Here is a 20,347-nt window from a genome sequence, read left to right on the forward strand (position 1 = left end):
GGATCTGTTCGTTGTGGAGTGATTCCGGGCACGCCGGAGGAATCCCGGGACGGACGGGGGTCCATCCCGGGATGCGGATGCCGCGTCAGCCCTTCGCCGTGACCTCGCCGTCGCTCCACCAGAGCACGCGCTTACGTACCAGGGCGAGGACGATGATGAGGAGCACGCCGAGGAGGCAGAGCAGGGCGATGCTGGCCCAGGTCACAGCCAGGTTCGCCTGTGCAGCCGATGTCGTGACGAGCGAGCCGAGTCCGGCCTGCTGCCCCGCCGCGACGAACTCGGCCACCGCGGCACCGACCACGGCGAGCGGCAGGGCGATGCGGAGACCGGCGAACACGTAGGGCATGCTGCCGGGGAAGCGCAGCTCACGGAAGATCTCCCACCGCGAGGCGTGCAGCGTCTTGAAGACGTCGAGCGCTTTCTGATCGACGTCACGGAGCCCCGCGAGCGAGTTCACGAGCATCGGGAAGAAGACCACGAGCCCCGTCACGATGAACTTCGGCACCATGCCGAAGCCGAACGCCACGACCAGCGCCGGGGCGATCGCCACGATCGGGGTCACCATCACGATGATCACGAGCGGCATCACGGCGCGCTCGATGATCTGGAACTCGGCCATGACCACGGCCAGCAGGAAGCCGGCGAGAATGCCGGCGGAAGCGCCGACCACGACCTCGAGCAGCGTGACGAGGAAGTTCGACCAGTACATGCCGGCGTCGTCGACGAGGCTCGCACCGATCGCCTCCAGCGTCGGGAGCACGTACGGGTTGGTCCAGGCCACGACCTGCCAGAGGAGAGCGGCGATCACGAAGGTGATCAGTGTGGGTCCCCACGATCCCCAGCGCAGCCAGGTCGGAACGCCGCGGCGGGGCTGCGCCTTCAGGCGGGCGGTCGCGAGGGTCGCGGTGGTGTCTCTCATCGTCAGCTCAGACATGGGCCTTCTCCGTCTGCGCGCGCAGCGCACCGCGCACGACTGCTTCCAGTTCGCGGAACTCGTCCGTCGCGTAGGCCTCCTCGGTGCGCGGCCGCGGCAGGTTCACATCGATCACCTGGGCGATGCGCCCCGGGTGGGCAGCCATCACCACGATGCGGTCGGAGAGCATGATCGCCTCCGGCACGGAGTGCGTGACGAACATCACGGCCTTGCGGTTCGACTGCCAGAACTCCAGCAGGGCGATCCGCTGCAGGTCGCGGTTCATCTCGTCGAGGGCCGAGAAGGGCTCATCCATCAGCATGATGGCCGGGTCGAACACGAACGCCCGCGCGATCGCGGCGCGTTGCTGCATGCCGCCCGAGAGCTGGCCGGGGTACTTCTTCATCGCCTGACCGAGCCCGAAGGTCGCCAGCAGCTCGGCCGGATCGCGCAGTGCGCGTCCGGAATTCGCCTTGGCGTTGATGCGCACCGGCAGCTCGACGTTCTCGCGCACCGTCTTCCACGGCAGCAATGCCGGAGACTGCGGCACGAGACCGATCTTCTTGTCGCGCGAAGCCGCGGTGACGCTCTCCCCGTCGATCGTGACGGTCCCGGAATCGGCGTCGAGGAGACCCGCGACCACCTTGAGCAGCGTGGACTTGCCGCACCCGCTCGGGCCGATCACGGACACGAACTCGCCCATGCCGATCGTCAGGCTCACATCGTCGAGCACCGTGACCCGGGCACCTTCGACGCCGAAGGACTTCGAGACGTTTCTGACCTCGACGCCTGCTCCCTGTGCGACCGACATCACTTCGCGGTCCAGGTCAGGGTGTCGCCGTCGTACAGGTCGGCGACCAGGTCGGCGTCCATCATGTCGGCGATCGCGGGCAGGTCCTTGACGCCGCCGTACTTCTTCACGAGTGCGTACTCGGGCTCCCACATGGACTCGTTCTGCACACCGGGGTTGCCACCGGCGCTCTCGCGCACCCAGGCGGACTCCACCTCCCACGTGCGGGCCAACTGATCGCGCGGGAACGCGGCACCCTGGTTGTTGTCCTCCGCCAGCTTCGCGAGCTTGTCGATGCAGGCATCCGACTCGTCGAGGCAGTACTGCAGGGCCTTCAGGCTCGCGCGCATGAAGTCGGCGGCGACCTCGCGGTGCTCGTCGAGGAAGCGGGAGTTGACCTCCATCACGTTGTACGTGCCCTCGACGCCCAGGTCGGCGGGGAGGAACTCGCTGAACGGCAGGTCCTGCGCCTTGAGCGACTGCGGCTGGTTGGAGGCGTAGCCGACGATCGCGTCGACCTGCTCACGGACGACGACCGTCGGGTCGTAGTTGGTCATCTTCACCATCTCGACCTTCGAGACGTCGACGCCGGCCTCGTCGAGCATGGCCGAGGCGATCGGGGTCAGGTTGATGAAGTAGCCGAGCGATCCGCCCTCGAGGTCCTTCAGGCTCTCGAGCTTCTCGTTGCCGAAGATCGAGAACGGCGGGGTCGTGCCGTAGGTGGCGACCGCCGTGAGGTTCTTGCTGTTCGCGGCTGCCAGCATCACATCGGATGCCGAGCCGAGCGCCGTGAACTGCGCCTGACCGGATGCCACGAGCTGCTGCCCGTTCGCCCCGGAGGCGTTGATCTCCACGTCGAGGCAGAGATCGTCGAAGTAGCCCAGCTCCTCGGCGAGGAACACGTCGAGCTGACCGGCGCTGGCGGAGTAGCCGTAGCCGGAGATGTAGGTGATGGTGCCGGCATCCTGATTGCGCTTGCAGGCGTCGGTGTCGCTCGCACTCGTGGGGGCGGAATCGCCGCCTGGCGTCTGCGCGGAGCATGCTCCGAGCGTCAGCGTGGCGGCGAGAACGCACGTCAGGGTGGCAGTGATGCGGAATCGGGTTTCCGCAGAGGAAGTAGCCATGAGGGTCCCTTCTCGGCCGTTCGTCATTGATGGCTCGTCGAAAGTAACATAGTCAAGATTGACTAAGCAAGATCAAACTAAACGGGGCGAGAACGCGTGCACCCCCGCCCGCCCAGACGTCGAGCGCACGGCTTCGCGCCGAGCGCACGGCGTGTTGACGCGAATAGGCGGTGCACTCGGCAGGATCCCGTGCGCTCGAGGACGCGGGGCGAAGCCCGAGTGGGGCGAGGGGCGACGCCGGAGCGGGGCGAGTCAGGACTGGGGCGCGTCAGCCGGGTAGAGGTAGCGGCTGACGAACTCGTCGAAGAGGGGAACCATGTCGACCGACTCATCGAGAAGCCACTGCAGCTGGATGCCGTCCATGACCGCACTGATCAGACGTGCGGCGAGCGCGGGGTCGATGTCATCCCGGACTTCTCCGGCCTCCTGCCCGCGACGGAGGATCTCCGCGGCTTCATCGGCACGCGCCCGATAGCGCGCGGCGAAATCGGCATGCGACGGATGCTCGGGGTCGGTCGCCTCGGCAGACACGATGGCGTAGAGCGACGTGAGACCGCGCGAGGTCTGGTTGTGCGCGACGACCCGCTTGGCCTGCTCGACCAGGGTGTGCTCGGCGGGGTCGCCCGCCGCCGCCCGCACCTTCTCGTCGCGCTGGTGCAGCACCTCGGCGAACAGCTCCTCCTTGTCGGCGAAATGGTGCAGGAGCCCGGCCGGCGTCACGCCGACGCGCTTCGCGATCTCCCGCAGGGATCCGCCGCGGAACCCGGTCCGAGAGAAGGCGACCAGCGCCTCGTCGACGATCGCCTGCCGCCGCGCCTGCCCCGTTGCGTAGGGGCCGCGAGAGCCTCGCCCCGCCGTCGACTGCCCGTCCGTTCCCACCGCGCGCTCCTGTCTGTCGACGCGAGGAAGCGAGGGCTCAGCCCTGGTGACCGTCGCCTCCCGAACCCCACGACGAGCTGAAGTCCTGCTGTCGCATCGCGGGACGCAGGAGCTTCTCCATCTCGCGATCCACGAAGTAGTCCTTGAGCTTATCCTTCGTGAGCTCGTTGCCGATCGCCGCCATGATCATCGACTGGTCGAGCGAGAGATAGCGCTCGGCGATCGTGCCGCTCTTCACGGCGACCGCGTCATAGAAGCCGCCGGGACCATAGGCGCCGAGGTCGTTCTCGATGCTCTCGAGGTTGCTCAGCACGCCCTTGCGGTCATAGGGGAGCGCGAGGAACGCCGCATGCGGGGTCACCACTCCGTCCCCGAAATCCGGGGAGGGATTCGTGCCCGCCGCGCACCCCGGCCGATCGATGTCGACGTCGGTCTTCTCGACGTCGGACGTATAGCCGTCGGACCGCATTCCCGCGATGTCGACGCCGTACTCCGCGTAGCCGCCGAAGGGGTTGCTCGCGGGCGAGAAGCCCCAGTACCCGTATCCGGCCTCGTCGAGACCGTGCTGCTTCTGCACGGCCACGGTGATCGGATGGTTGAGCCGCCAGGACTTCGGCCCCCACTTCGTCTCCGGGACCAGCAGGTCGGGCATCAGCGACTCGAACATGCTGCCACCCCAGCTCGGAACGAACGACATCCCCGCGTAGCTGTATGCACCTTCCCAGACCTCGACTCCGCTGTAGGTGCGGTACTCGCCCTCGGGGAGCTGCTCCTGCCAGGCCCAGTCGCAGCCGGGCGGCATCGTGCGGTGCGTGCCGTACAGCGCCGTCGCCGGAATCTGCCCGTTGGCGATGCCGAGGTAGGTGGCGATGCGGCTCTCGCTCACCGTGGTGTCGTAGTGGTGGCAGGTGTAGTACGCGGTCTCCCCCGATCCGTTGTACATCGGAGCCGCGACACTGCAGTCCGGCGGGGCCTGCTCCCAGAAGCCGCCGCGGTTCGTGCCGGCGGGGAGGCCTGCGGCGCCGGCAAGGTCGAAGAACGCGGCGAAGTCCATCGAGTCGTAGAGGGCGTCCGCCTGCGCAGCCAGCGCGGGATCGGCCTCACCGACGATGCGCAGAGCTGCGGCCAGCCACCCGTTGTCCACGGTGCTGAGGAACGGATGCACGGGGTCCCCGGAGTCGGGCCAGGTCGTCAGCTTCTCCCCCGTCGTCGGCGAGTACCAGTTGTAGAACATCCCGCTCGCTTCGTTGCGCTCGAGCCCTTGCAGGGTGTCGAGCGTGGCGGACAACCGGCCCCGCGCCTCGTCGGCACTGATGATGCCGAGGTCGCGCGCGGTGACGGTCGACCACAGATACCCGCCGATGTTCGTCGGTGAGGTGTAGGCGCTGGATGTCTGCAGATCGCCGGTGATGTTGTCGGCGGGAAGACCCGTTTCCTCGTCGGTCATCGCCACCAGGGAACCCCAGGTGTCCTGCGCCCAGCGCTTGAGCTCCGCGTTGCCCTGGCGTCCGTCTCCCGCTGCGGCCGGCCCCGCGAGGGCCAGTCCCGAGACGACCAGTCCGACCGTCGCCAGCGTGCTCATCCATCGCTTCATCGCGTCTCCTCATCGAGAACGGCGCCGTGGATCGCGGCGCACTCAACACGCGAAAACCTAACACGCGTTCAGTGTTCACTCAACCCCCTCCCGTGGAGGAGCCACCCCATCCGTTCCGGTCGCACTTTCTGTCGCGCTCGCGGCTCCCGGGCGGCAGAAAGTGCGACCGGAGCGGGGGCTGGGCCGGAGGCGAGGGGCGAGGGCTGGAAGCGAGGAGCTGGAGGCGAGGGGGAGGTGGGAACGGGATCAGCGCGGAGCGTGCGCCTCGAGGAACTCGTACACGTCGGTCGTGTCGACGCCGGGGAAGGCGCCGGTCGGCAGGGTCGCGAGCAGCGTGCGCGGCGTCTTCACGTTGGGCCAGGAGTTCTCTCGCCAGCGGTCTTCCAGCTCGGCGGGCGCCCGGCGGCAGCACACCTCGACCGAGTGCTTCGAGACGCCGCGATGCGAGGTGTCGCGCCCCACGAACCACTTCGTGTCGTCGAAGCGCACGCCTACGCTCACGGAGTGCAGCCCCTCGCTCGACGACTCGACCCGGGCGGTGCACCAGTAGGTGCCGTTGCCGGTGTCGGTGTACTGGTAGTACGGGTTGAAGCGGTCGTCCTCATCGAACACCACGCGCGACGTCCACCGCCGGCAGCACATCTGCCCCTCGATGGCCCCGAGACGATCGGTCGGGAAGTTCACGTCGTCGTTCTCGTACGCCTTGGTGATCGTGCCCGACTCGTGCACCTTGAGGAAGTGCACGGGGATGTCGAGGTGCCGCGTCGCGAGGTTCGTGAAGCGGTGCGCCGCCGTCTCGTACGACACCGAGTACGCGTCGCGCAGGTCTTCGATCGAGATCGCCCGCCGCTGCTTGGCATCCTTCAACGCGGGGACGACATGCGCCTCCGGGATGAGGAGCGCACCCGTGAGGTAGTTGGTCTCGACGCGCTGCCGCAGGAACTCGGCATAGCTGCGCGGCTCGGAGTGGCCGAGGATACGGCTCGACAGCGCCTGCAGCACCGCGGTGCGGGCGTCCCCCTTCGCGGGCACGCTGCTCGACAGGTACAGCCGGCCGTTCGCGAGGTCGGCGACGCTGCGGGTGGTCTGCGGCAGGTCGGGCGCGTAGTGCAGGGTGAAGCCCAGGTAGGCCGCGATCTCGGAGGCGGTGCGCTGCGTCAGAGGACCCCCGGGGTGGCCGACGGCGGCGAGGATCTCGGCGGCCTTGGCCTCGAGGTCGGCGAAGTGGTTGTCCTGCCGGCGCATCAGGTGCCGCAGCTCCACGTTCGCCCGCCGGGCCTCCTCTGGCGTCGCGGCGCGCTCGTCCTTGAGCCGATCGATCTCGCCGTGCAGCGCGAGCAGGGCCTTCAGAGCATCCGTCGGCAGACTCTTCGCGATGCGGAACGGCTCGATGCCCAGCGCCTGGAACGTCTGCCCCTTCATAGCGCGCTCCAGGGCGATCTCGATCGCGCTGCGCTCGTCGAGCGGCTCCCCCTCCAGCAGCGCGTCGATCGTGACCCCGAGCGCTCGGGCGATCGCCTGCAGCTGGGTGAGCTTGGGTTCGCGCTTGCCGGTCTCGATCATCGACATCTGGCTCGGCGCCCGATCGACGGCCGAGGCCAGGTCGTCGAGGGTCATCCCCTTCGCCGTACGGAGCCGGCGGATCCGTCGACCGATCGTGAGGGCGTCGGTCTCTTCTGCCTCAGAGCTCTGGGTCCCTGAGCTCGTCGATGGGCTCATGGCGGCGATTCTGTCACAGAAACAGAATTTCGTTCGATCTTCTCACCGAAATCGGTCGTCGGATATCCCGAACTTCACCCACAGTGGAACCACGCCACCCGGCACCGCAGCCGGATCCACCGAGGAGACACCATGACGAACACCGCCCACACCCCGACGCCCCGCCCCGCCGGTCTGCGAGCCGGCGACCAGGTTCAGACGGCCGCCGAGCTCCAGGAGATCTGGGACACCGATCCCCGCTGGGACGGCGTCGAGCGCACCTACTCGGCCGAAGACGTCATCCGCATCCGCGGCTCGGTCCGGGAGGAGTCGACCCTCGCGCACCGCGGTGCCGACAACCTCTGGAACCTCCTGCACACCGAGGACTACGTCCGGGCGCTCGGCGCCTACACCGGAGGGCAGGCCGTGCAGCAGGTGCGGGCAGGCCTCAAGGCGATCTACCTCTCCGGATGGCAGGTCGCCGCCGACGGCAACCTCGCCGGTCAGACCTACCCCGACCAGTCGCTGTACCCCGCGAACTCGGTACCGGCGGTCGTGCGCCGCATCAACAACGCCCTCATCCGCCAGGACCAGCTGGAGCACGCCGAGGGCGAGATCACGCAGGATTGGCTCGCGCCGATCGTCGCCGACGCCGAGGCGGGCTTCGGCGGACCGCTGAACGCCTACGAGCTCGCGCAGTCGCTCATCCAGTCCGGTGCCGCCGGCATCCACTGGGAGGACCAGCTGGCCAGCGAGAAGAAGTGCGGTCACCTCGGCGGCAAGGTGCTCGTGCCCACCCAGCAGCACATCCGCACCCTGAACGCCGCGCGTCTCGCCGCCGACGTCGCGGGCGTGCCGACCGTCATCATCGCCCGTACGGATGCTCTCGCCGCCGACCTGCTCACCAGCGACGTCGACGAGCGCGACCAGCAGTTCACCACCGGCGAGCGCACCACCGAGGGGTTCTACCGGATCCGCCCCGGTCTCGAGTCGGTCATTAGCCGCGGCCTCGCCTTCGCCCCCTACGCCGACCTGCTGTGGGTCGAGACGGGAGAGCCCGACATCGAGCTCGCGCGCAACTTCGCCGCCGCCATCCACGCACAGTTCCCGGGTAAGCTCCTGGCCTACAACTGCTCGCCGAGCTTCAACTGGAAGAAGCACCTGTCGGACGCGGAGATCGCGACGTTCCAGCAGGAGTTGGCAGACCTGGGCTACAAGTTCCAGTTCATCACCCTCGCCGGCTTCCACGCCCTGAACCACTCGATGTTCGACCTCGCCCGCGGCTACGCCGATCGCGCCATGAGCGCGTACGTCGAGCTGCAGGAAGCCGAGTTCGCCGCCGAAGCCCACGGTTACACCGCCACCAAGCACCAGCGCGAGGCGGGTACCGGCTACTTCGACGTCATCTCCACCGCGCTCAACCCCGACAGCGCGACGCTCGCCCTCGCCGGCTCCACCGAAGCCGCGCAGTTCCACTGATCCGTCGAGACCCCCGGTTCTCGTCGAGACCCCGCGCTGTCAGCATCCACAGTCCGGGGTCTCGGCGACAGGCCGGGGTCTCAGCACACGTAAAGGACTCACGATCATGACCACTCCCACCGCTCCCCCGACCACGGCTCCGATCCAGACGACCCAGCAGGGTCCCGCGATCGAGGTCACCGGCGCCCTGCGCAACCGGTACGACGAGATCCTCACCCCCGAGGCCATCGCCTTCCTCACCGAGCTGCACCACCGGTTCGCCTCCCGCCGTCACGACCGCCTCGCAGACCGCATGCGCCGCCGGTTCGAGATCGGAAACGGGCACGACCCGCGCTTCCGCGAGGACACGGCTCACATCCGCGAGGACCGCGACTGGCGCGTCGCCGGTGCCGGGCCCGGTCTCGAGGACCGCCGCGTCGAGATCACCGGGCCGACCGACCCGAAGATGACCATCAACGCCCTGAACTCCGGGGCCCGGGTGTGGCTCGCCGACCAGGAGGACGCCACGAGTCCGACCTGGAAGAACGTCATCGAGGGCCAGCTCTCGCTGCGGGACGCCATCCGCGGCGAGCTGTCGTTCACCTCGCCGGAAGGCAAGGAGTACCGCGTGACGGCCGAGCGCACGCCCACGATCGTGATGCGTCCGCGCGGGTGGCACCTGCCCGAGAAGCACATCGCGTTCATCGACCGTGCCGGTCGTCGCACCTCGGCATCCGGATCGCTGGTCGACTTCGGCCTCTACTTCCTGCACAACGCGCAGGCGCTGATCGACGGAGGCCGTGGACCGTACTTCTACATCGCCAAGCTCGAATCGAGCGAAGAGGCGAAGCTGTGGGACGACGTGTTCTCGTTCAGCGAGGAGTACATCGGCCTCCCGCACGGCACGATCCGCGCGACCGTGCTGATCGAGACGCTGCCGGCGGCGTTCGAGATGGACGAGATCCTCTACGAGCTGCGCGATCACTGCGCGGGGCTGAACGCCGGCCGCTGGGACTACATCTTCTCGATCATCAAGAACTACCGCGGCCGCGGAGCGCGCTTCGTGCTCCCCGACCGCAGCGAGGTCACGATGACGGTGCCGTTCATGCGGGCGTACACCGACCTGCTCGTGCAGACCTGCCACAAGCGGGGCGCCTTCGCGATCGGCGGCATGAGCGCGTTCATCCCCAACCGCCGCGACCCCGAGGTGACGGCACGCGCGATCGAGAAGGTCACCGCCGACAAGAAGCGCGAGGCCGGAGACGGCTTCGACGGCACCTGGGTGGCACACCCCGACCTGATCCCCACCGCTCAGGCGGAGTTCGACGCCGTGCTGGGCGACCGCCCCAACCAGGTCGACCGCCAGCGCGACGACGTGCACGTCGAGGCCCGCGACCTGCTCGACCTGCACATCGGTCGGCCGATCACCGCGCAGGGCGTGCGGGACAACGTGTCGGTCGCCATCCGCTACCTGGAGGCCTGGCTGCGCGGACTCGGTGCCGTGGCGATCGACAACCTGATGGAGGATGCCGCGACGGCCGAGATCAGCCGCTCGCAGGTGTGGCAGTGGATCCACCAGGACCGCACCACACAGGACGGCACCCCGATCACGGCGGAGTACATCGAAGGGCTGATCACCCAGGTGCTCGCGCAGGCGACGCGCAGTCACGGTGACCGGTACGACGATGCGGCGGAGATCTTCCGCGAGGTCGCCCTGCAGGAGGAGTTCCCCACCTTCCTCACGTTGGGCGCGTACAGCCGGTTCCTGATCGACGAGGACTGAGCGCACGGAGAGAGCCCCCGGGCTGCGGCTGCTGCCGTGGGTCCGGGGGCTCTTCCGCATCCGGAGCCGGCGCCGGAGCCCGTGTCGGCAGGCAGGCGTAGCCTGGAGGCATGACCGACGCCTGGGCGGACATCGCCACCGAGTTCCTGCACTTCTACCCGCGCGGCCGACGGCTGCTCGCGGTGGCCGGCGCGGACGCCGAGCGCTCGCGACAGGCGGCAGACGACCTCACGACCGCGCTGACGGCGTCGGGGCAGCAGGTCATCCGCGAGCACTCGCCGGAAGGTGACGAAGCCGGGCTCCGCGCCGTGGTCACCGCGTTCCGCGAGGGCCCCAAGAGCGACGAGGTCCTGCTCGTCTCCGGGCCGGCGGCCCTGCTCGGCGAGCGCACCAGGGGCATGTGGAACTACGCGGTCTGGCAGCTCGCCGGCGACGAACCGCCGCACACGGTCGCCGGGTCGATCGTCGACGTGAGCGACCCCGCGCATCCAGCGCGACGCTTCGCCGACTACTGCTCGCTGCCCGCCTCGTACGGAGCCTGATCCGCGAGACCGCTCAGCGCGCGTCGCCCGGTTCGGCGTCGAGGCGCGCGCGGACCTCGTCGTCCAGCACCAGGTCGGCCGCCCCCAGCGCCTCGTCCAGCTGCGCGAGAGACGACACCCCGACGACGGGGATGACCGGGACCTCGCCGCCGAGGAGCCACGCGAGCGCGACCTGATTCGGCGTCGCGCCGATCTCGGCCGCGACCTCGTGCAGCAGCGCACGACGGGCATGGCTGGTCGGATGATCGACCCCGCCCCACAGCGGCTTGTCGAGACGCGCGATCCCACCCTGATGCAGCGGGGAGTACACGGTGATGGCGAGCGGCGGCCGCTCGGGAGTACCGGTGGATGCCGCGTAGTCGAGCAGGTCGGGCGTGACGAAGTTGTTCCGCCCGATGCGCGGCGCGGGATACAGGTAGCTGTACTGCTGCTGCACGACGCCGTACGGGGCGATGCCCTGCCGCTGCGCCTCCAGTCGCGCTTCGACCACGCGCCAGGTGGGCACGTTCGAGATGCCGGTGATGCCGACGAGGCCTCCTTCCTGAAGCTCACCGAAGGCGCCGACCGTCTCGGCGAGCGCGACGTCGCGGTCGTCGACATGGCCGTAGAGGACGTCGATGTGGTCGATGCCGAGGTGGCGGGCACTCTCCGGCGCCTGCCGACGGATGACCTCGGCCGAGAGACCCTCGAAGTTCGTCGGCGGCGTGTTCGACAGCGGCTTCGACGGGTCCTTCTGCGCGGCGCCGAGCTTGGTGGCGATGCGGAGCGTGTCGCGATTGCCGCGGTCGCTCATCCAGCGCCCGAGCAGATCTTCACTGTCGCGGCCGGCACCACCCGCCCAGAGGCTGTAGTTGTTGGCGGTGTCGATGAAGGTGCCGCCCGCCTCGACGAAGCGGTCGAGGATGGCGCGCGAGGTATCCCCGTCGGTGCGGGTGCCGAAGTTCATGGCTCCCAGGCACAGCGTCGAGACGTCGAACGAGGTGCGGCCATCGGAGAGGGTGCGGTACTGCATGGTGTTCCTTTCTCGGGGATGGCTCCACCGTAGGGAGTGATCGGCTCGGGGATACACTCCAATCACGATGCAGAACACCAGACCGATTCTTGCGTGGGAGACGCTCCTCGACGTCGTTCCGGCGAGCGGCTCCGGCTTTGCCGGACCGCTGCGGGACCGAGTGGAGACCGCGCTGCGCCGCGCGATCGACGAGGGTCGCCTCTCCCCCGGCGCCGCCGTGCCGCCCAGCCGCATTCTCGCGGAGACGCTCGGGGTCTCGCGCTGGGTCGTGACCGAGGCGTACGGACAGCTGGTGGCCGAGGGGGTGCTGGAGGCCAGGACCGGATCGGCCACCCGCGTGGCGGAGCGGCAGGAGATGCCGGACGCCACCCGGGGCATCGAGCATCCCGTGCCGCGCGACCCCGCGCCGGCATCCGCACCGCCCATCCGCTACGACCTGCGTCCGGGCATCCCCGACCTGCGCGCCACTCCCCGATCGCGGTGGGCGGCAGCCCTGCGCGCCGCCCTCGCAGCGCTCCCCGACCAGGACCTCGCCGCCGCTCACCCGTCCGGCTACGCACCGGCGCGCGAGGCGGTCGCCGCGTACCTCTCGCGCTCCCGGCACGCGGTCGCCGACGCCACCCGGATCACGATCACCCACGGCGCCACCGACGGCATGGGACTGCTCGCCCGTGAACTGCACCGCCGCGGCCATCGGACGATTCTCGTGGAGGATCCGAGTTGGCCGCGGCTGCGCGCAGTCGCGGAAGACAACGGCCTACGCCCGATTCCGGTGCCCGTCGACGGCGACGGCATCGACACCGGGCAGCTGCGCGCGCTCGCATCCGGCACCGCGGCCAGGGCCGCCCTCGTGACTCCGGCCCACCAGTTCCCCCTCGGCGCGGCGCTCGCCCCCGCCCGCCGCGAGGAGTTGGTGCGCTGGGCCAGGGATCACGACGCGCTGGTGATCGAAGACGACTACGACGCCGAGTTCCGCTACGACCGCCGACCCGTTCCCGCCCTGCAGCGCCTCGCACCGGACCGCGTCGCGCTCATCGGCTCGCTGTCGAAGTCGGTCTCGCCCGCGCTGGGCCTCGGATGGATGCTGCTCCCTCCGGGCATCGCTCCCCCGGTCTCGACGGCGCCGCCGTCGCTGATCGACCAGGCCGCCCTCGCGCATTTCGTCACTCAGGGTGACTTCGAGCGGCATCTGCGCGCCTCGCGCACGCGCTTCCGTCGCCGTCGGCAGCGACTGCTCGACGCCCTGACGATCGAACTCCCCGAGTTGTCGGTCGCGGGTATCGCCGCCGGTATGCACCTGGTGCTGGGGCTCCCGTCGCATGTACCGGCTTCCGCCGTGGTCGACGCCGGTGCCTCCGAGGGGCTGGCTCTCACTTCGCTGCGCCGCTACACCGACGCGGCCGATCGCCCGGACGCGCTGGTCCTCGGATACGGAGATCTCGACGACACCCTCGTCGAGGAGGCGGTCGCTCGCCTCGCCGCTCTCGTCCGATGAAGGCTCGAGCCACGCACACCCGCATCTCCGGTCGCACTTTCTGCCGGATGTCGCGCGTCGAAGCGACAGAAACTGCGACCGGAACCGAACTCGAGGCGTTCGACCCCCGTCAGCGGAACGAGGCCGCGACCGAGTTGCGGTGATAGTCGAACACGATGCTCGTGCGGGTGGAGGCGACGCTGCTCTGCGCCGAGAGGTGCTCGAGCACGAACTCGCGCATCTCGGACGAGTCGGCGACCGCGATGTGCAGCAGGAAGTCGTCGTCGCCGCCGAGGAAGAAGACCTGGATCACCTGCGGCAGCACACGCACGCGGTCCGCGAACTCGACGATGCTCTCGCGCCGTCCGCTCGGGCGCAGGGTGACGCCGATGACGGCCTGGAGTCCGGCGCCCAGCATCCGCTCGTCCACACTCGCGTGGAACCCCGTGATCACGCCGCGGTCGACGAGGGCCCGCAGCCGCGTGTGCGCGGTCGAGGGGGCGACGCCGAGGCGACCGGCGAGCTCGGCATTCGTCATGCGTCCGTCGGCCGTCATCAACTGCACGATCCGCGCGTCGATCGCGTCGAGGGCGGGCGCCCGAACGGTATTCGGCTCTGAGGCTCCGGAAGTCGTCTCCATACGAAGCATTATTCAGGATGCTGCCTCAAGTCGAATCATCTTCAGTGATTCTGTTGTTCCGTCGATGTTTCTGCGATCCTGGTGCCGCACCGCATCAACCCAGGAGGATCAATGAAGATCGGCGTCCCCACCGAGGTCAAGAACAACGAGAACCGCGTCTCCCTCACCCCCGCCGGCACCGATCGTCTGGTGCACGAGGGCCATCGCGTGCTCGTGCAGTCCGGCGCGGGCCTCGGCTCGCGCATCACCGACGACGACTACCGCGCAGCCGGCGCCGAGATCGTGGAGACCGCCGCCGAGGCCTGGGGCGACGCCGACCTCGTCATCAAGGTCAAAGAGCCGATCGCGCAGGAGTACGGATTCCTGCGCGAGGACCTCACCCTCTTCACCTACCTGCATCTCGCCGCCGACCGCGCACTGACCACGGCGCTCGTGGATGCGGGTACCACCGCCGTCGCCTATGAGACGGTGCAGCTGCCCGACCGCAGCCTGCCGCTGCTCGTGCCCATGAGCGAGATCGCCGGACGACTCTCGGTCGTCATGGGCTCGCACTCTCTGCTGCGCTCGCAAGGCGGCCGCGGGATGCTGCTGGGCGGGATCGCCGGCACCCCGCGTGCCAAGACCGTCGTGATCGGAGGCGGCGTCGCCGGAGAGCACGCGGCCGCGAACGCGCTCGGCCTCGGATCGAAGGTGACGGTCGTCGACGTCTCACTGCCGCGTCTGCGCGAGCTCGAGCACCGCTACGGCGGCGCGCTGGAGACCCGAGCGTCGAGCCGCTACGACATCGCCGAAGAGCTCAAGACGGCCGACCTCGTGATCGGATCCGTGCTGATTCCCGGCGCGGCCGCCCCCAAGCTCGTGACCGACGACATGGTCGCCGCGATGAAGCCCGGCTCGGTGCTGGTCGACATCGCGATCGACCAGGGCGGATGCTTCGAGGGCTCGCGGCCGACCACCCACGACGACCCGACGTTCGCGGTGCACGACTCGATCTACTACTGCGTCGCGAACATGCCGGGCGCTGTTCCGGAGACCGCGACCCGCGCGCTGACGAACGCGACCCTGCCCTACGTCTCGGCCATCGCCGGCAAGGGCTGGGAGCGCGCGGCATCCGAAGACGCCGCACTGGCGAAGGGTCTGAACGTGCAGGGCGGACGCATCACGCTCGACGCGGTCGCCCGCGCGCACGGGCTCTGAGGAGGAGATCCTCCGGGCGGCGCGGGCAGCCGCCCGGACCTGAGGGGTCAGAACACGCCGCACGCCCACTCCCCGATACGGCGTGCCCTGACCCCTCACGGGGGCGCCGCGGAAAGAATCGACGATCTTGCCGGCGTCCTCGCCCGCACGACGCCCGCGCCCCCGAGTACGCTCGTAGTCGTGACCGAACGCGCTCCTCTCTCCCGCAAGCTGTCCGCCATCGCCGAGTCCGCGACCCTCAAGGTCGACGCCAAGGCCAAGGCCCTCAAGGCCGAAGGCAAGGACGTCATCTCGTACGCCGCCGGCGAGCCCGACTTCGCGACGCCGCAGTTCATCGTGGATGCCGCCGCCGAGGCTCTGGCCGACCCGGCGAGCTACCGCTATACGCCGGCTCCGGGCCTTCCGGCACTGCGCGAGGCGATCGCCGCGAAGACGCTGCGCGACTCCGGTCTCGAGGTCGCACCGAGCCAGGTCATCGTCACCAACGGCGGCAAGCAGTCGGTCTACCAGGCCTTCCAGGCGGTGGTGAACCCCGGCGACGAGGTGCTGCTGCCCGCGCCGTACTGGACCACGTACCCCGAGGCCATCCGCCTCGCCGACGGAACGCCGGTCGAGGTGTTCGCCGGCGCCGACCAGGAGTACAAGGTCACGGTGGAGCAGCTCGAGGCCGCTCGCACCGCCCGCACCACCGCCCTCGTGTTCGTCTCGCCGTCGAACCCCACCGGATCGGTGTACACCGCCGAGGAGACCCGGGCCATCGGCGAGTGGGCACTCGAGCACGGCATCTGGATCATCAGCGACGAGATCTACCAGAACCTCACGTACGAGGGCGTGAAGGCCACCTCGATCGTCGAGGCCGTTCCCGAGGTCGCCGGTCAGACGATCCTGGTCAACGGCGTCGCGAAGACCTACGCCATGACCGGCTGGCGCGTGGGCTGGATGGTCGGCCCCGCCGACGCCATCAAGGTGGCCGGCAACCTGCAGTCGCACCTGTCGAGCAACGTGAACAACGTCGCGCAGAAGGCGGCGATCGCCGCGCTCAACGGCCCGCAGACCGAGGCCGAGCAGTTCCGCGAAGCATTCGACCGCCGCCGCAAGCTCATCGTCTCGGAGCTGTCGAAGATCGAGGGCCTCGTCGTGCCGAACCCGCTGGGCGCGTTCTACGTCTACCCCGACGTGCAGGGTCTGCTCGGTCGCACGTGGGGCGGCGTCACGCCGACCACCTCGCTCGAGCTCGCCGACCTCATCCTCGACCAGGCCGAGGTCGCGGTCGTCCCCGGCGAGGCCTTCGGCCCCTCCGGCTACATCCGCATGTCGTACGCCCTGGGCGACGACCAGCTGCTCGAGGGTGTGCAGCGCCTCCAGCGACTGTTCGCCTGATCCGGGGAAGCACCGATCCGGTGCGCCGAAGCCCCGCTTAATCGCCCAGACCCCCTCTTATACGCGTTGCAAGGAGGGGGTCTCGGCATCTACCCGGGGCTTCGACCTCCGGCCCAGGCCTCCCGGCCGCGTCAGTCCTCGGGGTGGAAGCCGATCAGCCAGCGGATCCCGTAGCGGTCGACGAGCGTGCCGTCGAAGTCTCCCCACGGGCGCTTCTGCAGGGCGTCGATCACTCGGCCGTCGGCGGCAAGTTTGTCGTACCACCCCGTGAGGGTCAGCGCATCGGCCGTGCCGAGCAGCGAGAGGAACATGCCGCTCATCTGCACGGCGTCGTCGTCGGCTCCGGCATCCGCACCGGCGAGCTCGACCGGTCCGCTCAGCTGGCCGTGCGCGATGGCATCGTCGGGCCCGTCGCGCCGACCTGCCGTGGCGTAGTCGAGCAGCTGCAACTCGCCGCCGAACACCGAGCGGTAGTGACGCAGCGCCTCTGCGGCATTGCCGGGGAACAGCAGGTACGGGATCAGTCCGCTCATCCCGCGAGTGTAGCCGCGACGGCCGACGCCCTACAGACGGATCGCCCTACAGGTCGACGCCGACGAGCACCGGCTCCGGTTGCAGCACGAGACCGAACTCCGCGTGCACCCGGCTCTGGATGAACCGGGCGAGCTCGGCGACCTCGCCCGCGGTCGCGCCGCCGCGGTTGGTCAACGCGAGCGCGTGCTTCGTCGACACGGATGCGCGGGAGCGCGGGAGCTTGAACCCCTTGCGGATGCCGGCCTGCTCGATCAGCCAGGCCGCACTGACCTTCACGTCGGAGACGGTCGTCGGCTTCGACAGCGGGACCTGGCCGTCGTAGGAGGCGAGGGGGATCACGGTGACCGCATCGAGATCGGGGGCGACCGGCCAGCGCGGGCACTCCGGCGGCAGCGCGCCGGCGACCGCCGCGGTCACGATCGCGTTCTGGAAGAAGGAGCCCACGCCGTGGGTGTCGGGGTCGGCCTCGTCGAGCAGCATGCCCTTCGACGCACGCGTCGCGAGGATGCGCTCGCGCACCCAGCTCAGCGGGACCGGTGTCTCGTCGGTCAGTCCGAGTGCACGACGCAGCTGCTCGCCGCGCACCACCCGCTCACCGGCGATCGCCAGGTCGACGGTGACCGAGAGGATCACGGCACGCCGGAGCGGCGCACTGCCGTGGTGGTGCTTGAGGACCGAGGTTCGGAAGCCCAGTCCGAGCTCGGCCGCCGGAACGGTCGAGATCTCACCGGTCGACTCGTCGATGAGCTCGACCTCGACCAGCGTCTCCTGGATCTCCTGCCCGTACGCCCCGATGTTCTGCACGGGGGACGCGCCGACCGTACCCGGGATCCCGCTCATGGCCTCGAGGCCGGCGTAGCCGTGCGCGACCGCGTAGGCGACCAGGTCGTCCCACGAGTGCCCGGCCTGCGCGCGAAGACGGATACGGCCCGCATGCGGAGACGGCAGCTCTTCGATGCCCTCGGTGCGCACCCGGATGACGGTGCCCTCGAAGGGTTCGTCGCCGACGAAGAGGTTGGATCCGCCACCGAGGACGAACCACTCGTCGCCGCGCGCCCAGGTGTCGCGCAGCGCCTCGATCAGGCCCTCGGTCGTCGTCGCCTCCTGCATCCGCTCGGGTGCGGCGCCCGTGCGGAGCGTGGTCAGCTCTGCCAATCGGACCGGCTCGATCTCCCGCATCACCGCGTCCTCATCAGACGGCGACGCGCAGCTGCGCCTTGACGAGCACGGTGGTCTCGCCGAACGTGACCTTGAGGTCGATCCGCGCGACCTCTTCATCCACCGCGCCGACCGTGGCGACCACGGCGATGTCGGCACCGTCGACCGGATCGACGACGACCGGCTTGGTGAAGCGCACCCCGTAGTCGAGGATCTTCGTCGCCGGGTCGAGGGCTGCGACGACCACCGACGAGGCGATGCCCATCGTGAGCATGCCGTGCGCGAGCACGCCGGGAAGCCCGACGGATGCGGCGACATCGTCGCGGTAGTGGATCGGGTTGAAGTCTCCGGATGCCCCTGCGTAGCGCACGAGGGATTCACGGGTGAGATGCACGGTGCGCTCGGCGACCACGTCTCCGACGGTGTAGCCCATCAGGCGGCCTCCCCTTCATACGTGCTCTCCGCGCCCACCAGAAGCACGCTCGTCGCCGTGACGACATGGGCTCCCGCGGCATCCGCGATCGCAGCCTCGCTGGTGATCATCGCGTTGCCGCCCATCATGCGGATGCCGGTGACGCGCAGCTGCGCGGTGAGCTCATCGCCCGCGACGATCGGTCGCGTGTAGGTGAAGCGCTGCTCGGCGTGGATGGTGCGGGCGAGCACGATGCCGGAGTCCTCCTGCCCGAGCAGCTGCTGCAGCGTGAGGTCCTGGATCACCATCGCGAAGGTGGGCGGCGCCACGACGTCGGAGAAGCCGGCCGCGCGCGCCGCCTCGACGTCGGTGTGCTGCGGGGCGTCGGCGAAGACGGCGCGAGCGAACTCGCGCACCTTCTCGCGTCCGACGAGGTACGGGGCCGTCGGCGGGAACTCCCGGCCGACCAGATCTTGGTTCACTGCCACCCCTCGATCCTACCGAGGGGTGGCGGTGAACCAGGCCGCGAGGGTGTCAGGCTGCCCGCGCCGACATCGCCGATCCGAGGAGGACCATCCGCATGCAGCGTTCCGCAGCGTCGCGGAGCAACCCCTCCCCCTGCTCCACTGCCTGTTCCAGCGGCATGGGCACCGGGATGATCGAGGCGATGGCACCGATGCCGATGTCGTGCACGGTCGGAGCCCCGACGCCGAGGGAGCCGGCGATGCCGAGCACCGGCACACCTGCCGCTCGGGCGCGCATCGCGATCTCCGCCGGCACCTTGCCACGGGGAGTCTGGAAGTCGATCGCGCCTTCGGCGGTGATGACGAGATCGGCGACGGCCATCAGGTCGTCGAGCGCGTCGGGCAGCAGACCGCCGTCGAGCAGCACCTCGAAGCGCGGAAGGAGGCGTGCGCCGAGCACGGCAGCGAGTCCGGCGCCCAGTCCGCCGGATGCTCCCGTGCCGCCGCCGGTGCGCACATCCATCGCCGCGCCGTATGGGCTCTGCGCTTCCAGCACACCGGCCCAGACGTCGAGGGCGTCCGCGAGCTGGTCCACCTGATCCGGGGTCGCACCCTTCTGCGGACCGAACACCCTGGCCACGCCTCGGGGTCCGCACAGCACGTTGTGGATGTTGCACGCGAGCACGATCTCGACCTCGCCGATGCGCGGGTGCAGGTCCGTGAGATCCAGGTGCGCGGCTTCGATGAGGTGCCGTCCGCCGACGGGAAGCGGCTTCCCATCACGGTCGAGGATGCGCGCACCGAGCGCTTCGAGCGCCCCCGCGCCACCGTCGCTCGTGCCGGAGTCGCCGCACCCGACGACGATGCGCTCGACATCGGAGTCCAGCGCCGCGACGATGAGCTCTCCGACCCCGCGGGTGGTGGTCTCCCCCGGATCGCGCCGATCCCGCGGCACGAGCCGGAGTCCCGCCGCAGCGGCCATCTCGACGACGGCAGTATTGCTGGCGTGGCCGCCGAGCCGCGCCCAGTGCGCGTCCACCGGATCGCCGACCGGGCCGGTGACCCGCGCAGTGACCAGTTGGCCGCCCGTGGCTGCGGCGAGCGCGGCGGCAGTGCCCTCCCCGCCGTCCGGCACCGGATACTCGTCCACCTGGACGCCGGGGATCACCCGACGGACGCCGGCCGCGATCGCCTGCGCCACGGTCTCAGCACTCAGGCTCTCCTTGAAGCCGCTCGGTGCGACCAGGATCCGCTGCGGGGTGTGGATCGACATGATTCCTCCTTCTGCGCCCGAA

At 69.5% G+C, this 20,347-nt stretch carries 19 protein-coding genes; 6 read left to right on the top strand and 13 right to left on the bottom strand.

Features of this window, described 5'->3' with window-relative positions:
- Positions 1-85: 85 nt before the first annotated feature.
- From AC6CHX_RS13980 to AC6CHX_RS14005, 6 genes are all read right to left on the bottom strand, one after another.
- Positions 86-934 carry an ABC transporter permease gene (locus AC6CHX_RS13980; RefSeq protein ID WP_498273306.1) on the bottom strand — a complete coding sequence of 283 codons (849 nt, stop codon included), beginning with the start codon at positions 932-934 and terminating at the stop codon, positions 86-88.
- A complete protein-coding gene (locus AC6CHX_RS13985) occupies positions 927-1,724 on the bottom strand; it encodes an ABC transporter ATP-binding protein (RefSeq protein WP_498273307.1) in 798 nt (265 codons plus the stop codon). The genes AC6CHX_RS13980 and AC6CHX_RS13985 overlap by 8 nt, the downstream gene beginning before the upstream one ends.
- Positions 1,724-2,827: an ABC transporter substrate-binding protein gene (locus AC6CHX_RS13990; RefSeq protein ID WP_240744969.1), complete on the bottom strand. Its 1,104-nt coding sequence runs from the start codon at positions 2,825-2,827 to the stop codon at positions 1,724-1,726. The genes AC6CHX_RS13985 and AC6CHX_RS13990 overlap by 1 nt, the downstream gene beginning before the upstream one ends.
- 252 nt (positions 2,828-3,079) lie before the next feature.
- Positions 3,080-3,706: a TetR/AcrR family transcriptional regulator gene (locus AC6CHX_RS13995; RefSeq protein WP_498273308.1), complete on the bottom strand. Its 627-nt coding sequence runs from the start codon at positions 3,704-3,706 to the stop codon at positions 3,080-3,082.
- Between the two features lie 37 nt (positions 3,707-3,743).
- Positions 3,744-5,300: a glucoamylase family protein gene (locus AC6CHX_RS14000; RefSeq protein ID WP_498273309.1), complete on the bottom strand. Its 1,557-nt coding sequence runs from the start codon at positions 5,298-5,300 to the stop codon at positions 3,744-3,746.
- Between the two features lie 246 nt (positions 5,301-5,546).
- A complete protein-coding gene (locus tag AC6CHX_RS14005; RefSeq protein ID WP_498273310.1) occupies positions 5,547-7,019 on the bottom strand; it encodes a helix-turn-helix domain-containing protein in 1,473 nt (490 codons plus the stop codon).
- Positions 7,020-7,151: 132 nt separating this feature from the next.
- Between AC6CHX_RS14005 and aceA the strand changes: the two genes are divergently transcribed.
- From aceA to AC6CHX_RS14020, 3 genes are all read left to right on the top strand, one after another.
- Positions 7,152-8,477 carry an isocitrate lyase gene (gene aceA, locus AC6CHX_RS14010; protein WP_498273311.1) on the top strand — a complete coding sequence of 442 codons (1,326 nt, stop codon included), beginning with the start codon at positions 7,152-7,154 and terminating at the stop codon, positions 8,475-8,477.
- A 106-nt stretch (positions 8,478-8,583) separates the two neighbouring features.
- Entirely contained in the window at positions 8,584-10,239 is a 1,656-nt protein-coding gene (gene aceB / locus AC6CHX_RS14015) for a malate synthase A (RefSeq protein ID WP_498273312.1), read from the top strand.
- 110 nt (positions 10,240-10,349) lie between these two features.
- Positions 10,350-10,781, top strand: a complete 432-nt coding sequence (locus AC6CHX_RS14020) for a hypothetical protein (protein WP_498273313.1) — start codon at positions 10,350-10,352, stop codon at positions 10,779-10,781.
- Positions 10,782-10,794: 13 nt separating this feature from the next.
- On the opposite strand, the gene AC6CHX_RS14025 is transcribed toward AC6CHX_RS14020, so the two are convergent.
- The gene (locus AC6CHX_RS14025; RefSeq protein WP_498273314.1) at positions 10,795-11,793 is read right to left on the bottom strand and encodes an aldo/keto reductase; all 999 of its coding nucleotides are present in this window, start codon (positions 11,791-11,793) and stop codon (positions 10,795-10,797) included.
- A 67-nt stretch (positions 11,794-11,860) separates the two neighbouring features.
- Here AC6CHX_RS14025 and pdxR point away from each other — a divergent pair, with 67 nt between their 5' ends.
- Positions 11,861-13,288, top strand: a complete 1,428-nt coding sequence (gene pdxR, locus AC6CHX_RS14030) for a MocR-like pyridoxine biosynthesis transcription factor PdxR (protein ID WP_498273315.1) — start codon at positions 11,861-11,863, stop codon at positions 13,286-13,288.
- A 109-nt stretch (positions 13,289-13,397) separates the two neighbouring features.
- Here pdxR and AC6CHX_RS14035 read toward each other — a convergent pair whose 3' ends face one another.
- Positions 13,398-13,916, bottom strand: coding sequence for an Lrp/AsnC family transcriptional regulator (locus tag AC6CHX_RS14035; protein ID WP_136041027.1), 519 nt, complete (start codon positions 13,914-13,916; stop codon positions 13,398-13,400).
- A gap of 102 nt (positions 13,917-14,018) precedes the next feature.
- On the opposite strand from AC6CHX_RS14035, the gene ald reads away from it, so the two are divergent.
- Positions 14,019-15,104: an alanine dehydrogenase gene (ald, locus tag AC6CHX_RS14040; protein ID WP_452326635.1), complete on the top strand. Its 1,086-nt coding sequence runs from the start codon at positions 14,019-14,021 to the stop codon at positions 15,102-15,104.
- A gap of 180 nt (positions 15,105-15,284) precedes the next feature.
- The gene (locus AC6CHX_RS14045) at positions 15,285-16,484 is read left to right on the top strand and encodes a pyridoxal phosphate-dependent aminotransferase (RefSeq protein WP_498273316.1); all 1,200 of its coding nucleotides are present in this window, start codon (positions 15,285-15,287) and stop codon (positions 16,482-16,484) included.
- Positions 16,485-16,615: 131 nt separating this feature from the next.
- On the opposite strand, the gene AC6CHX_RS14050 is transcribed toward AC6CHX_RS14045, so the two are convergent.
- From AC6CHX_RS14050 to AC6CHX_RS14070, 5 genes are read right to left on the bottom strand one after another with little or no spacing between them, the layout of a single operon-like run.
- A complete protein-coding gene (locus AC6CHX_RS14050) occupies positions 16,616-17,017 on the bottom strand; it encodes a VOC family protein (protein WP_136041030.1) in 402 nt (133 codons plus the stop codon).
- Positions 17,018-17,063: 46 nt separating this feature from the next.
- Complete coding sequence (locus AC6CHX_RS14055) at positions 17,064-18,197, bottom strand: UDP-N-acetylmuramate dehydrogenase (RefSeq protein ID WP_498273317.1); 1,134 nt, start codon at positions 18,195-18,197, stop codon at positions 17,064-17,066.
- 13 nt (positions 18,198-18,210) lie between these two features.
- Positions 18,211-18,609: a MaoC/PaaZ C-terminal domain-containing protein gene (locus AC6CHX_RS14060; protein ID WP_498273318.1), complete on the bottom strand. Its 399-nt coding sequence runs from the start codon at positions 18,607-18,609 to the stop codon at positions 18,211-18,213.
- Positions 18,609-19,076 (bottom strand): FAS1-like dehydratase domain-containing protein, encoded by a 468-nt coding sequence (locus AC6CHX_RS14065; protein ID WP_498273319.1) that lies wholly within the window; start codon positions 19,074-19,076, stop codon positions 18,609-18,611. The genes AC6CHX_RS14060 and AC6CHX_RS14065 overlap by 1 nt, the downstream gene beginning before the upstream one ends.
- Before the next feature lie 46 nt (positions 19,077-19,122).
- Positions 19,123-20,325, bottom strand: coding sequence for a glycerate kinase family protein (locus tag AC6CHX_RS14070; protein WP_498273320.1), 1,203 nt, complete (start codon positions 20,323-20,325; stop codon positions 19,123-19,125).
- Between the last annotated feature and the right edge of the window lie 22 nt (positions 20,326-20,347).

Source organism: Microbacterium sp. GQ128 (assembly GCF_059758615.1).